Annotated in this window: 9 protein-coding genes; 7 read left to right on the top strand and 2 right to left on the bottom strand. The window is 71.7% G+C overall.

Features of this window, described 5'->3' with window-relative positions:
* Positions 1–229 precede the first annotated feature (229 nt).
* From DA075_RS13105 to DA075_RS13085, 5 genes are all read left to right on the top strand, one after another.
* Positions 230–517, top strand: coding sequence for a DUF3467 domain-containing protein (locus DA075_RS13105; RefSeq protein ID WP_099953612.1), 288 nt, complete (start codon positions 230–232; stop codon positions 515–517).
* A 97-nt stretch (positions 518–614) separates the two neighbouring features.
* A complete protein-coding gene (locus tag DA075_RS13100) occupies positions 615–2480 on the top strand; it encodes an efflux RND transporter periplasmic adaptor subunit (RefSeq protein ID WP_099953611.1) in 1866 nt (621 codons plus the stop codon).
* A gap of 10 nt (positions 2481–2490) precedes the next feature.
* Positions 2491–4635: a PqqD family peptide modification chaperone gene (locus DA075_RS13095; RefSeq protein WP_099953610.1), complete on the top strand. Its 2145-nt coding sequence runs from the start codon at positions 2491–2493 to the stop codon at positions 4633–4635.
* Positions 4628–6628 (top strand): preprotein translocase subunit SecA, encoded by a 2001-nt coding sequence (locus DA075_RS13090; protein ID WP_099953609.1) that lies wholly within the window; start codon positions 4628–4630, stop codon positions 6626–6628. Before DA075_RS13095 ends, DA075_RS13090 begins: the two co-directional genes overlap by 8 nt.
* A gap of 11 nt (positions 6629–6639) precedes the next feature.
* On the top strand, positions 6640–7560 hold the full coding sequence (locus tag DA075_RS13085) for an efflux RND transporter periplasmic adaptor subunit (protein ID WP_099956575.1): 921 nt from the start codon (positions 6640–6642) through the stop codon (positions 7558–7560).
* 652 nt (positions 7561–8212) lie between these two features.
* On the opposite strand, the gene DA075_RS13080 is transcribed toward DA075_RS13085, so the two are convergent.
* Together DA075_RS13080 and DA075_RS13075 are read right to left on the bottom strand one after the other, a co-directional pair.
* Positions 8213–10369: a methyl-accepting chemotaxis protein gene (locus DA075_RS13080; protein WP_099953608.1), complete on the bottom strand. Its 2157-nt coding sequence runs from the start codon at positions 10367–10369 to the stop codon at positions 8213–8215.
* Positions 10370–10785: 416 nt separating this feature from the next.
* Positions 10786–11400: a TetR/AcrR family transcriptional regulator gene (locus DA075_RS13075; protein ID WP_099953607.1), complete on the bottom strand. Its 615-nt coding sequence runs from the start codon at positions 11398–11400 to the stop codon at positions 10786–10788.
* 88 nt (positions 11401–11488) lie between these two features.
* Here DA075_RS13075 and DA075_RS13070 point away from each other — a divergent pair, with 88 nt between their 5' ends.
* Positions 11489–12739, top strand: coding sequence for an efflux RND transporter periplasmic adaptor subunit (locus DA075_RS13070; RefSeq protein WP_099953606.1), 1251 nt, complete (start codon positions 11489–11491; stop codon positions 12737–12739).
* 329 nt (positions 12740–13068) lie between these two features.
* Positions 13069–16260, top strand: coding sequence for an efflux RND transporter permease subunit (locus tag DA075_RS13065; RefSeq protein ID WP_099953605.1), 3192 nt, complete (start codon positions 13069–13071; stop codon positions 16258–16260).
* Positions 16261–16407: the final 147 nt, after the last annotated feature.

Below are 16407 nucleotides of genomic sequence, written 5' to 3'. Positions count from 1 at the left end.
TACAGACGGACGCAGTGTTGGTCCCGGTGTTGTGTTTCGAGCCTTGCGCAGAACCGGCGAACCAATCAAGGGTAGGGCGCGACGCACCCAGCGCATAGGGCGGTTCGATCGACAATCCGGCGCGGACATGACGACGACGAGGCCCGACCGGCCCGCCGCCGCCTGCTCACGCACGCCATATCACTGCGATCGACCGCAGAGGGACGGCAGAGGGACGGTAAGACATCCGATGCAGAACGGTTCCGATTCGATGAAGAGCCGCGCCATCATCTGGCGCGAGGACGAGATGGTCACCCAGTTCGCGAACGTCGTGAACGTGCAGGGGACGCGCGAGCAGGTCGACCTGTTCTTCGGCACCAACCGCACCTGGAACGTGAGCGAGGAGTCCGATGTCGTGGTCGACCTGTCGAACCGCATCATCCTCACCCCCCTGGCGGCCAAGCGGCTGCTCTCGGTGCTGACCGGCGTCCTCGGCGAGTACGAGAGCCGTCACGGCCGTCTCGACATCGAGAGCTGAACTTACCGCAACCCCGCGCCTTCGCGCGCCGCGGGGCCGGGCTCCGCGCTCCCCGCCGGCGGGCATCCGGCGTCATGGTGTCATCGGACGACGAGCGATGAGCAACGGCGTGGCGGCGGACAAGGGCGGTGACGCCGCCGTGAACGACGAGCGGCCGCTGGTCCTGGAGCCGGCCCTGTGGCAGCGGCTCCAGGCCGCCGCCACCTTCGAGGCCGCCGCCGCGGCCTGGCTCCCCCTGCAGACGCAGTCGCTGCGCAACGCGCAGAGCGGCCTCGTGCTCGCCGGCGACGCGGCGGCCGCGCTGACGCCGCTCGCGGTCTGGCCCGCCGGCACCCGCGACGACCTCGCCGCCGCCGCCAGGCTGGCCGTCACCGAGAGGCACCCGATCGTCCAGGAGCCGAAATCCGGCGAGGGCGCGGCCCTGATCGCGGTGCCGCTCACCGAGGGCGAGGGCGGCGAACTGTTCGGCTGCGTCGCCTTCCGCCTCGCCACCCGCGACCGGGACGGACTTCGCGCGGCGATCCGGCAGGTGCAATGGGGCGCCGCGTGGCTCGCGGCCAAGCGCGGGCTCGCCGCCGGGCGCGACGAGCGCCGGCAGCTCGCCCGCACCCGCGCCACCCTCGACCTGCTCGCCGGGGCGCTGGAGCAGGAGCGCTTCAAGGCCGCCTGCATGGCGGTGGCGACCGATCTGGCGATCGCCTTCCACTGCACCCGGGCGGCGGTCGGCTTCTCGCAGGCGGGCCGGACGCGCGTGGCGGCGATCTCGCACACCGCGCAGTTCGAGCGCTCGATGAACCTCGTGCGCAAGCTCGGCGCCTGCATGGACGAGGCCCTCGACCAGCGCAGCCTCGTCCTGTTCCCGGCCCCTTCCGGCGACGGCACGGTCACGCGGGCCCATGCCGACCTCGCGCGCCTGCGCCACGACGGGCGGGTGCTGACGGTGCCGTTCATGGCGGGCGACCATTTCGCGGGCGCCTTCACCCTGGAGCGGACCGGGGAGGAGCCCTTCGACGAGGAGACGATCGCCATCATCGCGGCGGCCGCCGCGGCGATCGGCCCGGTGCTCGACGAGAAGCGACAGAACGACCGCTGGCTGGCGGCCAAGGCCTGGGAGGCCTGCGCGACGCTCGTGCGACGCGTGGTCGGCCCGCATCACGCGACCCTCAAGCTGTCCCTGGCCGCCGCCGCGATCGCCGGGCTCGCCCTCGCCACCGTGAAGGCGGATTACCGCGTGACCGCGGACGCACGGGTCGAGGGGCTGGTGCGCCGCGCCATCGTCGCTCCCTACGACGGCTACCTCAAGGTCGCGGAGCACCGGGCGGGCGACACCGTGCGCAAGGGCGACCTGCTCGCCGCGCTCGAGGACCGCGACCTCGTGCTGGAGCGCCTGCGCTGGGTGACGGAGCGCCAGCAGCGCCGGTTCGAGTACGACAAGGCGCTCGCGACGCGCCAGCCCGCGACGATCAACGTGGTCCGCAGCCAGATCGAGCAGGCCGAGGCGCAGATCAACCTCGTCGACGAGCAGCTCTCGCGCCTCAAGTTCTACGCACCCTTCGACGGGCTGATCGTCTCGGGCGACCTCAGCCAGGCGATCGGCGGAGCGATCAGCCGCGGGCAGGTGCTGTTCGAGGTCGCCCCCCTCGACGATTACCGTGTCGTGATCACGGTGGACGAGCGCTTCATCGCCGACCTGCGCGAGGGCCAGACCGGCCAGATGCTGGCGGGCGCGCTGCCCGACACCCCTTACCCGATCGTGGTGCAGACCATCACGCCGGTCGCCGAGGCCAGGAACGGCCGCAACATGTTCCGGGTCGAGGGCCGGGTCACCGCGGCCGCGACCCGCCTGCGCCCGGGCATGGAGGGGATCGCCAAGGTCGAGGTGGACCGGCGCCTGCTGGCCTGGACCTGGGCCCGGCCGATCCTCGACTGGCTGCGCCTCGCCGTCTGGCACTGGATGCCGTGAGGGACGCGCCGTGCAATCGCTGTTCAGCCAATCCTGGTACCGCGTCGCCGCGCTGAAGCCGCGCCTGCGCAGCCACGCCGAGATCCACCGCCAGCGCTTCCGCGGCGACGTCTGGTACATCCTGCAGGATCACCAGACCGGCCGCTTCCACCGGCTCTCGCCGGCCGCCAACCTGATCGTCTGCCTGATGGACGGGCGCCGCAGCGTGCAGGAGATCTGGGAGCGGGTGGTCGCCCGCAACGAGGACGATCCGCCGACCCAGGACGAGACGATCCGGCTGATCTCGATGCTGCACGGCTCGGACCTGCTCGAGGGCGCCTTCCCGCCGGATTTCGCCGAGCTGCTCGAGCGCTCGGACTCGGTGGCGCGGCGCAGCCTGATCGCGCGCCTGCGCAACCCCCTCGCCCTGCGCTTCCCGCTCTTCGACCCGGACGCGCTGCTCGACCGGCTGGCCCCGCTGTACCGGCCGCTGTTCTCGCTGCCGGGGCTGCTCGTCTGGCTCGCCGTCGTGGCGGCGGGCCTGGTCGTGGCCGGGCTGCACTGGAAGGAGGTCACAGGCGACTTCGCGACCCAGCTCCTGTCGGCGCAGAACCTCGCGGTGATGGCCTGCCTCTATCCGGTTGTGAAGGCGCTGCACGAGGCCGGCCATGCCTGCGCGGCCAAGGCCTGGAACGGCGAGGTGCACGAGGTCGGGGTGATGCTCCTCGTGATGATCCCGGCGCCCTACGTCGACGCCTCCAGCTCGGCGGCCTTCGGCTCGAAATGGCAGCGGATGGTGGTCTCGAGCGCCGGCATCCTGGTGGAGATGGCGCTCGCGGCCGTCGCGACATTCGTGTGGGCGACGGTCGAGCCGGGCCTCGTGAAGGCGGCGGCCTTCAACGTGATGGTGATCGGCGGCGTCTCGACCCTGCTGTTCAACGGCAACCCGCTGCTGCGCTTCGACGGCTACTACATCCTGGCCGACCTGATCGAGATCCCCAATCTCGCCGCCCGCGCCAACCGCTACGTGTTCTACCTCGTCCAGCGCTACGCGCTGAAGATCGAGAGCGCCGAGAGCCCGGTCACGGCCCGCGGCGAGCGGTTCTGGATGGTCGCCTACGCGGTGAGCGCCTTCCTCTACCGCACGACCGTCTCCCTCGCGATCGCCTCCTTCGTGGCGACGCAGTTCTTCGTGTTCGGCGTGCTGCTCGCGGCCGCGGCGGTCGCCGGGATCGTGCTGCAGCCGCTCGTCAAGGGCGCCCTGTTCCTCCTGACCGACCGCAAGCTCGACGGCCGGCGCGGCCGGGCCCTGCGGGTCACCGGCGCGGCGCTGGCGGTCCTGGTGGCCGTCGTCTTCGCGGTCCCCCTGCCCTACGCGACCACCGCGCAGGGCGTGGTCTGGGTGCCCGACCGCTCGGAATTGCGGGCGCGCACCGACGGCATCCTGGCCGAGTTCCTCACCGAGCCCGGCCGCCAGGCCCGCCAGGGCGACACCCTGGCGCGGCTCGACGATCCGGCCCTCGACGCCCGGGTCGCCCTGCTCGAAGCGCAGCTCGGCGAGCTGCGGATGCGCTACGACGCCGCCCGCCTCGGGGACCGCGTCCAGGCCGGGATCCTGGAGGAGCAGATCGGCAGCGCCGAGCAGACCCTCGCGGTGTTCCGCACCCGCGCCGCCGACCGGGTGTTGCGGGCCGAGCGGGACGGCCGGCTCGTGGTGCCGGCGGCCGCCGACCTCCCGGGCCGCTACTTCCGCCGGGGCGACCGCATCGGCTTCGTCCTGCGCGCCGACGACCCGGTGGTGCGGGTTGTGGTGCCGCAGGCCGACGTGGACCTGGTGCGCAGCCGGCCCGGCCCGGTCGCGGCGCGCTTCGCCGACAGCCCGCATCTCCGGCACGCGGCGACGATCCTCCGGGAGGTGCCCGGCGCGCAGAGCGAGGTGCCGAGCCTCGCCCTCACCCCGCAGGGCGGCGGCGTGATCGCGGTCGACAGCACGACCGGCGACAAGCCCCGGGCGCTCCAGAGCATCTTCGTCTTCGACGTGCAGGTCGCGGGCGGCATTCCCCTCGACGTCATCGGCGAGCGGGTTCACGTGCGCTTCGACCACGGCAGCGAGGCGATCGGCTGGCGCCTGTTGCGCGGCCTGCGCCAGCTCTTCCTGAGCCAGTTCCGTGTCTGAGGCCCTCGCCGCCACGCCGCCCTCGGCCGCCAGGCTCCCGCCGATCCTGGCCTACGCGGAGCGCAAGGTCCTGCGGCCCGGCGTGATCGACCGGGCGGCAACCCGGGTCGTCGGCGCCGCGCGGGCGCGGCTCGCCGGCTGGCAGGGCCGGCGCCATGCCGGCATCGCCGAGGCCGCGATGGCGCGCTGGACGGAGCTCGCGGCGCTCTCCGACGCCGACCTCGATGCCGTGCGTCGCACCGCCTCGGCGGAGCTGCGCGGCCGCGGGGACTTTCCGCCGGAGCTGGTGGCGAACGCCTTCGCGCTGATCCGCGAGGTGTCGGGGCGGGTCAGCGGCCAGCGCCCCTACCCGGTGCAGATGATGGGCGCCGCCGCGATCCTGCACGGCCGCGTCGCCCAGATGGCCACCGGCGAGGGCAAGACCCTGACGGCGGGCCTCGCCGCGGCGACCGCGGCGCTGGCCGGCCTCCCGGTCCACGTCGTCACCGTCAACGCCTATCTCGCCGAGCGCGACGCGGGCCTGATGCAGCCGCTCTACGCGGCGCTCGGCCTGAGCGTCGGGGTGGTGAGCGACGGGCAGGAGCTCCCCGCCCGGGCCGCCGCCCATGCGTGCGACATCACCTACTGCACCAACAAGGATCTCGCCTTCGACTACCTCCGCGACCGTATCGCCCTCGGCCAGCGCGCCAGCGACATCCGGCTGAAGCTGCGCGGCCTCGCGGCGGAGCCGGGGGTGACGGCACCGCTGCGCCTGCGAGGGCTGCACTTCGCCATCGTGGACGAGGCCGACAGCGTGCTGATCGACGAGGCGCGCACGCCGCTCATCATCTCGGCCTCGGCCGGCTCGCAGTTCGATTCCGCCACTCTGACGGAGGCGCTGGCGGTCGCGGCGGCGCTCGCCGCGGGGCAGGACTACGTCATCGACCTCGACCAGCGCCGCGTCGTGCTGACCGAGGAGGGCCGTACGGCCATCGATGCCCGCCTCGCCGGGGCGGGGCCGGCCTGGCGCGCCCGCGTCACCCGGGAGGAGCTCATCCGGCAGGCGCTCTCGGCGCTCCACCTGTTCCACCGCGACGAGCACTACATCCTGCGCGACGGCAAGGTGGTGATCATCGACGAGTATACCGGCCGGGTCATGCCCGACCGGGCCTGGAGCGACGGCCTCCACCAGATGATCGAGCACAAGGAAGGCTGCGCGCTCTCCTCGGCGCGCACGACCCTCGCGCGCATGACCTACCAGCGCTTCTTCCGGCGCTACTGCCGGCTCGCCGGCATGACCGGCACCACGGCCGGGGTCGAGGCGGAGTTCTGGACCGTCTACGGGCTCGCGGTCGCCCGGATCCCGACCCATCGCCCGATCCGGCGCATCCATCGCCCCGACCGGGTCCTGCCCGACGAGGAGACGAAATGGGCGGCGGTGATCGAGCGGGTGACGGCGCTGAACCGGCAGGGCCTGCCGGTGCTGCTCGGCACGCGCTCGGTGGCCGCCTCCGACGTCGCGAGCGCCCGGCTCGCCGCGGCCGGCCTGGCGCACACCGTGCTCAGCGCCGCTCAGGACCGTCAGGAGGCCGAGATCGTCGCCCGGGCGGGAGAGCGCGGCCGCATCACCGTGGCGACGAACATGGCCGGGCGCGGCACCGACATCAAGCTCGACCCCTGGGTCGCAGAGAATGGCGGTCTCCACGTCATCATGACCGAGCGCCACGACGCCCGGCGGATCGACGGCCAGCTCGCCGGGCGCGCCGGGCGCCAGGGCGAACCCGGCAGCTTCGAGGCGATCCTGTCCCTCGACGACCCGCTGCTCGACGGCCTCCCGGTTCCCCGCCCGCTCGCCCGCGCCCTCCTCGCCCGATTCGGGCAGCCGGCCGGCCGGCTGCTGCTGCGCTGGGCCCAGTCGCGCGCCGAGCGGCTTCACGCGCGCATGCGCGGGGATCTCCTGCGCGCCGACCGGATGCAGGACCGCATCCTGGCCTTCGCCGGCCATTCAGAATGAAGACCCGCCCGATGACACCACCCGTATCCCGGACCGCCCGCCTGCTCCCCGTCGCACTTGTCGCCGCCCTCGCCGCCGGCGCGACGGCCGCCGGGGCCGAGCCGGGCACCGTCGATTGCGTGATCGAGCCGGCCCAGAAGGTGAAGATCGGCTCGGCCACCCTCGGCATCCTCAAGGAGGTCGCCTTCAACCGGGGCGACGCGGTCAAGGCCGGCGACGTCATCGCGCGCCTCGACACGAGCGTGGAGGAGGCCAACGTCGCCCTCGCCCAGGCGCAGGCGTCGAGCCGGGAGCCGATCGAGGCCCAGCGCGCCCGCGTGGAGCTCTACAAGCGCCGGCTCGACCGGCAGAACCAGCTGTCGAAGGGCATCGTCACCCAGGAAAAGATCGATCAGGTCGAGGCCGATTACGAGATCGGCAAGCGCGACCTCAAGACCGAGATCCTGAAGAACGACCTCGCCGGGCTCGAGCTCGCCCGCGCCCGGGCACAGCTCGAGCTTCGCATCATCCGCAGCCCGATCAGCGGGCTCGTCACCGAGCGGCTGATGGCGAGCGGCGAGTTCGTGCGCCAGGACAGCGCCATCTATACGCTGGTGCAGCTCGATCCGCTCTACGTCGAGGCCTACGTGCCGGTGACGGGCTGGGGCGAGATCCAGCCGGGCTCGGTCGGCACCGTGGCGCTCGACAAGCCGATCGGCGGCACCTACCAGGCCGAGGTCACGGTGGTCGACCGGGTCTTCGACGCGGCGAGCGGCACCTTCGGCGTGCGTCTCGAACTGCGCAACCCGAACAATGCCCTCCCGGCCGGCCAGCGCTGCCGGGTCAGCTTCGCGATGCCGGCCGCCTCGACACCCCAGGCCAACGCGCTGCCGCCCGACGAGACGGAGACCGGAGGGCGCAGCCGCGCGTCGATCCCGCGCGGGCGCCCCTGAGCGCCGAACGGCGGCTCACGGGGTTTCCGCCTGATCCGTTCGCGCAAGGGAGAGCGCGTCTTCCCCCCGCATGGGAGACGGGGTCCCGCGCCTGGCCTTCGTCGGATCGGGCGGACGTCGGATGGGCGGCGCTTCCGTGGGCCTCGCCATCTCACGTCCGTGGCGGTGCAGGAGACTCCGCCGCTGCGGGTGCCGGTGAGGAGCGTCGCGGTGCCGGGCGGGGCTGCCCGCAGCCGGCGACGATCATCGGGGCGCCGTCGGCCCTCGGCTGGAGCATTCAGCCGGGTCCAAGCATCGTCCGACGAGGTGGTCACCGATTCGGCGGCAGACACGAGACAGGAACAGGACGCAACGCGGAACGGCTCCGTGCAATTCCGCGCAAGTCGACGGCCCCGACCTGAACGACCCGATGCAGTCGGCCGTCTCACGGCGGCAGGCACGGCCGATCCTGACCGCCGGGACGCGCGACCTCACCTGCCGTCGAACACCGTGCGGGTGCACCGCACGCCCACTCCATCTGCGACGACACCGCGCCCGAGACCCGGATGGTGCGCGCGCAGATCGCCGGTGCGTCACCCGGCCTCTCGGCCGGTGACGGTGCGAGGGCGGCCGTCCTCGCATGACCGCCGGCGGCACCGGCCGGGCCCGTCCGTCAGGCGGCGCGGACGCTGCTCAGGAAACCGTCGACCTCCTGGCGCAGGTGGGCACACTGGACCGACAGGGCGTCGGAGGCCTGCGCCACCTCGGAGGCCGCGCGGCCCGCGGTGCCGGCCGCGTCGGCGACCTCGCCGATGTCGCGGGTCATCGCGGCGGTGCCGTCCGTCGCCTCGGCCATCTGGCGCACGATCTCCTGGGTCATCGCGCCCTGCTCCTCGATCGCCGAGGCGATGCCGGTCGCGACCTGGCTCATCGCCTCGATCTGCGCGGTGACGCCGGCGATCGCCGCCCCCGCCCCCTGGCTGGTGGACTGGATCGCCGCGACGTGGCGGCCGATCTCCTCGGTCGCCTTGGCGGTCTGGCCGGCCAGCTCCTTCACCTCCGCCGCCACCACCGCGAAGCCGCGACCGGCCGCCCCCGCCCGCGCCGCCTCGATGGTGGCGTTGAGGGCGAGCAGGTTGGTCTGGCCGGCGATCTGCGAGACGAGGCCGACGACATCGCCGATGCGGGCTGCGGCGGCGGAGAGATCCGCCATCGTGCCGCCGGCGTCGCGCGCCTGCGCCACCGCCTCCGCCGACATGGTGGCGGCCTGCACGACCTGGCGGCCGATCTCCGCGACGGTCGCGCCGAGTTCCTCGGCCGCCGCCGCGACGGCGCCGATATTGCCGCTGGTCTGCCGCGCGGTGGCCGCGACGCCGACCGAGCGGGACGTGGTCCCCTCGACCGCATGCGTCACGGCGCCGGAGGCCCCGGTCAGCCCCTCGGCCGTCCCCGAGACCGCCGCCACGATGCCGCCGACCGAGACCTCGAACCGGTCGGCGAGGTCGCGCAGCAGGCCGCGCCGGGCCTGCTCCTCGCGCAGGCGCGCCGCCTCGGTGGTCTGGAGCTGCCGGGCCGCCTCCTCGAGGGACAGGTCGCGGATCATCACGACGGCCCGGGCGATGTCGCCGATCTCGTCGCGGCGCCGGTGGCCGGGCACCTCGTCGAGGGTCCGGCGGGCGGCCAGAGCCGTCAGCGCCGCGGTGAGCGCGCCGAGGGGACGGACGATCGCCCGCGACATCAGGAGCCCGAGCAGGGCGGTGCCGACCAGCACGGCGAGGCCGATCAGCACCAGGATGCGGGACAGGGCGTCCACGGTCCGGAGCGCTTCGGCCTCCGACTGCTCGGCCAGCATGGTCCAGCGGGCGCCGAACACCGGAACGGCAGCGCTCACCGCCATGCGGCGTCCGGCAGGGGCCTCGTAGGAGAACGGCGCTTGCGCGGCGAGCCGGTCCGGGGTGATGCCGAGATCGCTCGCGGCGGCACCGGCCGTGACGCCCGTCGAGAGGGGCGGCGTGCCGCGCAGGCGGCCGTCGGCGCCGACCACCAGGGTCTGGCCGGTCTCGCCGAGGCCGGCGCGCTGCGCCAGGGTCGCGTCGAACAGGGCGGGCGTGATCCGCATCACGATGTAGCCGGCGCGCTCCACCGCCTGCGCGGTGCCCATGGCGACGTTGGCGCGCCGGTTCATCGCCTTGCCGATGAAGGCCGCCGGGGCGCCGCCGACCGGATAGGCGGAGAAATCCGCGAAGGAGACCGCATCGGGCCCGGCCTCCTTCATCTGCGCGAACAACCGGGCGAGGCCGGTCCCGCGCAGGGCCGGATCGCCGACCGAGGCGGCGAAGTCGTCGCCCTTGGTCGCCGTGTAGACGATGCGCCCGTTCGGATCGAGGAACAGGAGGTCGGCGTAGCCCGGCTGGCTCAGGAGCTTGCGGGCCACCTCCTGCACCTTGACGTGCCGGCGGCCATACATCGTGTTGGTGGTGGCGCCGTCGAAGGCGAGCCGCGCCTCGGGATTCGGCGGGGCCCGGAAGGCTGCCAGGATCCCGGCGTAATCGGGCTTGCCCGGATCGAGGGTCTCGATCAGGTCGGTGAAGTTCGAGGCGACCTGCGGGTGACCGGCGGCGGCGACGAAGTCGGCCCTGGCCTGGTCGGCGACGAGAGCGATGCCGTGGCCGGTCGCCGTCGCGGCGAGTTCGAGCCTGTCCTGGACGGCCGCGACCAGGCTGCTCTTGGCCGAAGACCAGCTCAGGCCACCCATCACCGCCGCGCTGACGAGCGCGAGCCCGATGATGGTCGAGGGCAGCCTGACGGCCAGCTTGGACAGGGAGATCATGCGGTGATCCAGCTCGCGATGCGCTGCTTGCCGTTGAGAGCCTCGTTAAGGGCCCTATGAGAATGAGGAGCCGATGCCCCGGATCACACGGAGCCAGAATTCCTATAATTTTCGGTAAAAGATCTAACGGTCGACCGCTGCGTCGATCGACGAACGCTACATGAAGAAATCACCCTGAATTATGATGTTACGGTTAGTTCGCGAACGGGATCACTGTCGATCGATCCGAAGCCGTCCTGCCTCCCTGAGCAGTTCTCGCGACAGTGATGGCCGGTTCTGCGACAAAAGTCTGAGACAAACCAGACTCGAGCGGGCGACGCATCGGCCTGCCGAAGCAAGCCTGCTTCGGTCGGCGGGCAGCATGCGACAGTGCCTCGCGCCGACGGACGAGGAGGCCAGGCGGGCATCCCTCTTCGTCAGCCCCGCCCGTCCTTCGCTGCACCGCTCGGCGGGAAGGCGCCGAGCGACACGAGCGCCACCTCCCGCAGGGCCTCCCGGTCGGCCCCCGAGGAGGCCAGCACCCCCATCCCCGAGGCGACCGTCGACAGGAAGCGGGCGAGCGCTGCCGGGTTGCCGTCCTCCGGCAGATCCCCCTCCCCCTTCGCCCGCACGAAGCGGTCGCGCAATTCGGTCTCTGTCTGGGCGCGGCGGGCGGCGAGCTCGAACGGAATGTTCTCGGAGCCGGCGCCGCAGGCGAGCCCTCCCTGCACCAGCAGGCAGCCGGGCGGGTTGGCCGGATCGGTGTGGCTCTCGGCGATGCTCCACAGGAAGCGCTCGGCCACGTCGCGGGCGGTGGCGCCGGCCAGCACGTAGCGCATGTGCTCGGAGCGCCGCTCGGCATAGCGGTCGAGGGCGGCCTTCAGCAGGCCCTCCTTGCTTCCGAAGGCGGCGTAGAGGCTCGGCGGCTTGATGCCCATCGCCTTCGTCAGCATCGCGAGGGTCGCCCCGTCGTAGCCGTGGCGCCAAAAAACCTCCATCGCCTCGTCGAGGGCCTTGTCCGTGCAGAAGGACCGGGGCCGCCCCATCACCATTGTCCGCTGGCTCCAACTTTTGTATCGAGTGGTAGATAAGTCTCTTGACGGCCGGCGTCCATGCCGACATGTGTAACGCACCTTACAGATGTCGGAGCCGGTCGTGAATCCCGAGCCTGCTGTCGTTCCCTCCCGCACCCCGCGCCTCGTCGCGGCCGGCCTCGCCCTCGCGCTTCTCGCAGGGGCATCCTATCACTTCGCTCCCCTATCCCGTCTCACCGGAAATCAGGCGGTCGCCGCGACCCCGCCGGTCGAGCAGGCCGTCCCGGTCCCGGTCGCCGCGGTCGAGCCCCGCGACGTGGTGCTGTTCGACGAGTTCTCGGGCCGCCTCGAGGCGGTCGAGCGCATCGACGTGAGGGCCCGGGTCGGCGGCGCGGTCCAGGCGACGCACTTTTCGGAGGGCGACCTCGTCCGCGCCGGCGACCTCCTGGTGACCATCGACCCCGCGCCCTACGCGGCGGAGGTGCAGCGCCTGGAGGCGCAGGTGGCGGGCGCCGAGGCGCGGCTGGCGCTGACGGCGAGCGACTACGAGCGCGGGCAGCGCCTGTCGGACCAGCGCATCGTCACCGCCCGCGACCTCGACGTGCGGGCGAACGCCTTCAAGGAGGCGAAGGCCAATCTCGACGCCGCGAAGGCGACGCTGGCCTCCGCCCGGCTCAACCTCGACTACACGCAGGTACGGGCCGCGGTGAGCGGCCGGGTCGGACGCCGGGAGATCACCCCGGGCAACCTCGTGGCGACGGGAGCGGGCGCCGCGGTGCTCACCACCCTGGTCTCGGTCGACCCGATCTACGCGAGCTTCGACGCCGACGAGACGGTGGTCCTGAAGGCGCTCGGCGCCATCGCCGACCCGTCGGGCCGGCGCGGCAAGCTCGACCGCATCCCGGTCGAGATGGCGACCGCCGACGGCGAACGAGCCAAGGGGCACCTCCAGTTCATCGACAACAAGGTCGATGCCCGCAGTGGCACCGTGCGGGTGCGCGCCACCTTCGCCAATGGCGACGGGCACCTGATTCCGGGCCAGTTCGCCCGCATGCGCCTCGGCCAGGCGGCGCCGGAGCGACTGCTCCTCGTCGACGAGCGGGCGGTCGGCACCGACCAGGACAAGCGCTTCGTGCTGGTGGTCGGGGCCGACAACCGGGCCGAGTTCCGGGCCGTGACCCTCGGCCGGGCGGTCGAGGGCCTGCGGGTCGTCACCGCCGGGCTGTCGGGGGGCGAGAGGATCGTCGTCAACGGCTTGCAGCGGGTGCGGCCGGGCAGCCTCGTCAGCCCGTCGCCCGTGACGATGGGTGCGCGGCCGATGCAGGAACCGGGGACGGGGAAGCTGGCGCAACGGTGAGGGCCAGCCGGAAGCGTCTTCGCGTCCTCTAGATCTAACAATTTCACAAGCAGATCCTGCGATCGACGCAGGCGTTCGATAGTGGATCACCGTTCCCCTGTCCCGTGTGGGACAGGGGCCAGGGGTGAGGGTGCTACGCCGCCGAGAATAGCTCGGATCGTTCCGGTTCCAGCACCCCGATCAGCGCTCGATCCTGAACCGGCACACCCTCACCCCTACCCCTCTCCCACCCGGGAGAGGGGATCCCGCGATCATCTCGATCCGACTCGCGTGCGGCAGACCCTGCCCACGGCCTCCTCACGGCCTCCTCACGCCCTCGGGAGGGCGGCATGAACCTCTCCAAGTTCTTCATCGACCGCCCGATCTTCGCGGGCGTGCTCTCGGTGCTCATCTTCATCGGCGGTTTGCTGTCGCTGTTCGCGATGCCGATCTCCGAGTACCCGGACGTGGTGCCGCCCTCCGTGGTGGTGCGGGCGACCTTCCCGGGCGCCAACCCCAAGGTCATCGCCGAGACCGTGGCGACGCCGATCGAGGAGCAGATCAACGGCGTCGAGGGCATGCTCTACATGTCGAGCCAGGCGACGACGGACGGCATCATGACGCTGACCGTGACGTTCCGGCTCGGCACCGATCCCGACAAGGCGCAGCAGCTGGTCCAGAACAGGGTCTCGCAGGCCGAGCCGCGGCTGCCGGCGATCGTGCGCCAGCTCGGCATCGTCACGGTGAAGTCCTCGCCCGACCTGACGATGGTGGTCCATCTCGTGTCGCCGAACGGCCGGTACGACATGACGTACCTGCGCAACTACGCGGTGCTGAACATCAAGGACCGCCTCGCCCGCCTCGACGGCGTCGGCCAGGTGCAGCTCTTCGGCTCGGGCGATTACGCGATGCGGATCTGGCTCGACCCGCAGAAAGTCGCCGAGCACGGCCTGTCGGCCGGCGACGTGGTGCGGGAGATCCAGGCTCAGAACGTCGAGGCGGCAGCGGGCGTCATCGGCGCCTCGCCGGCGATCCCCGGCCTCGACCTCCAGCTCTCCCTCAATGCCGAGGGGCGCCTCACCAGCGAAGAGCAGTTCGGCGACATCGTGGTCAAGACCGGCGAGAACGGCGAGATCACGCGCCTGCGCGACATCGCCCGGATCGAGCTCGGGGCGTCGGACTACGCGTTGCGCTCGCTCCTCGACAACAAGTCGGCGGTGGCGATCCCGATCTCGCAATCGCCCGGCTCGAACGCGATCCAGATCTCCGACGAGGTCCGCCGGACCATGGCGGAGATCAAGAAGACCATGCCGGAGGGGATCGACTACCAGATCGTCTACGACCCGACGCAGTTCGTGCGCGCCTCGATCGAGGCGGTGATCCACACCCTGCTCGAGGCGGTGGCCCTCGTCGTCCTGGTGGTGATCCTCTTCCTGCAGACCTGGCGGGCCTCGATCATCCCGCTCCTCGCCGTGCCGGTCTCGATCGTCGGCACCTTCGCGGTGATGCACGCCTTCGGCTTCTCGATCAACGCGCTCAGCCTGTTCGGCCTCGTGCTCGCCATCGGCATCGTCGTCGACGACGCGATCGTCGTGGTGGAGAATGTCGAGCGCAACATCGAGGCCGGCCTGTCGCCGCGCGACGCCAGCTACCAGGCGATGCGCGAGGTCTCGGGCCCCATCATCGCCATCGCCCTCGTGCTGGTGGCGGTGTTCGTGCCGCTCGCCTTCATCAGCGGCCTGACCGGGCAGTTCTACAAGCAGTTCGCCCTGACCATCGCGATCTCGACCGTCATCTCGGCGATCAACTCGCTGACCCTGTCCCCTGCCCTCTCGGCGCTGCTCCTGAAGGACCACCACGCGCCGAAGGACCGGCTGACCAAGGTCGTCGACACCCTGCTCGGCTGGTTCTTCCGCCGCTTCAACCGCGCCTTCGGGTGGGCCTCGGACGGCTACGGGCGCGGCGTCGGCGGCGTCATCTCGCGAAAGGGCGCGATGATTCTGGTCTACCTCGTCCTCGTCGGCGTCACCGCGATGCTGTTCCGCCAGATCCCCGGCGGCTTCGTGCCGGGCCAGGACAAGCAGTACCTCGTCGGCTTCGCGCAGCTGCCCGACGGCGCGACCCTCGACCGGACCGAGGAGGTGATCCGCAAGATGAGCGAGATCGCCCTCAAGGAGCCGGGCGTCGAGAGCGCGGTCGCCTTCCCGGGGCTGTCGATCAACGGCTTCACCAACTCGTCGAATTCGGGGATCGTGTTCTCGACCCTCAAGCCCTTCGAGGAGCGAAAGGAGCCGGGCTTGAGCGGCGCCGCCATCGCGATGTCGCTGAACAAGAAGTACGCCGCCATCCCCGAGGCGTTCATCGCCATGTTCCCGCCGCCGCCGGTCAACGGCCTCGGCACGATCGGCGGGTTCAAGCTCCAGATCGAGGACCGGGCCGGCCTCGGCTACGAGGCGCTGAACGAAGCCACGAAAGCCTTCCTCGCCAAGGCGGCGCAGGCGCCGGAACTCGCCGGCCTGTTCTCCAGCTTCCAGATGAACGTGCCGCAGCTCTTCGCCGACATCGACCGGACCAAGGCGCGCCAGCTCCGCATCCCGGTCACCGACGTGTTCGACACGCTGCAGATCTATCTCGGATCGCTGTACGTCAACGACTTCAACCGGTTCGGGCGCACCTACTCGGTCCGGGTCCAGGCCGACGCGCCGTTCCGCGCCCGCTCCGACGATGTCGGCCTCCTGAAGGTGCGGGCGGGCTCCGGCGAGATGGTGCCGCTCTCGACGCTCCTGCGCGTGCGCCAGACCGCCGGCCCCGAGCGGGCGATGCGCTACAACGGCTTCCTCTCCGCCGACATCAATGCGGGTGCGGCCCCCGGCTACTCGTCCGGCCAGGCGCAGGAGGCCGCCGCCCGCATCGCCGCCGAGACCCTGCCGCGCGGCTTCGCCTTCGAGTGGACCGACCTCACCTACCAGGAGTTCATCGCCGGCAATTCGGGCGTGTGGGTGTTTCCGCTGGCGCTCCTCCTCGTCTTCCTGGTGCTGGCGGCGCAGTACGAGAGCCTGGCCCTGCCTCTGGCGATTCTGCTGATCGTGCCGATGGGCCTGCTCGCGGCGATGACCGGCGTCTGGCTGTCGGCGGGCGACAACAACGTCTTCACGCAGATCGGCCTCATCGTGCTGGTCGGATTGTCGGCGAAGAACGCCATCCTGATCGTCGAATTCGCCCGGGAGCTGGAATTCTCCGGCCGCACGCCGGTCGAGGCGGCGATCGAGGCGAGCCGCCTGCGGCTTCGCCCGATCCTGATGACCTCGATGGCCTTCATCATGGGGGTGCTGCCCCTCGTCACCGCCACCGGCGCCGGCTCGGAGATGCGCCGCGCCATGGGCGTGGCGGTGTTCTCCGGCATGATCGGGGTGACGGCCTTCGGGCTCTTCCTGACCCCGGTCTTCTACGTGCTGCTGCGGCGGCTCAGCGGCAACCGGCCGCTGAAGCAGCATGGCGGGCATGAGGCGGTGGCGGAGGGGCGCGTGGCCGAGGTGGCGTGAGGGAGACGTCGCCGGTGGCGCCGTCGGGCGGCACCGGCGACCGGGCGGCGGGCACAATCGTCGTCGCGCATCATCAGCGGCGCTGATCCCCGTAGGGGGAGGAACAGCGCTGCTCGGCGAGGGCGCGTTTTACGCGATCGCCAAATT

The organism is Methylobacterium currus (genome assembly GCF_003058325.1).
Lineage (GTDB): Bacteria > Pseudomonadota > Alphaproteobacteria > Rhizobiales > Beijerinckiaceae > Methylobacterium > Methylobacterium currus.
The sequence above is the reverse complement of the archived record's forward strand: the minus strand, read 5'-3'. Positions and strand labels throughout refer to the sequence as shown.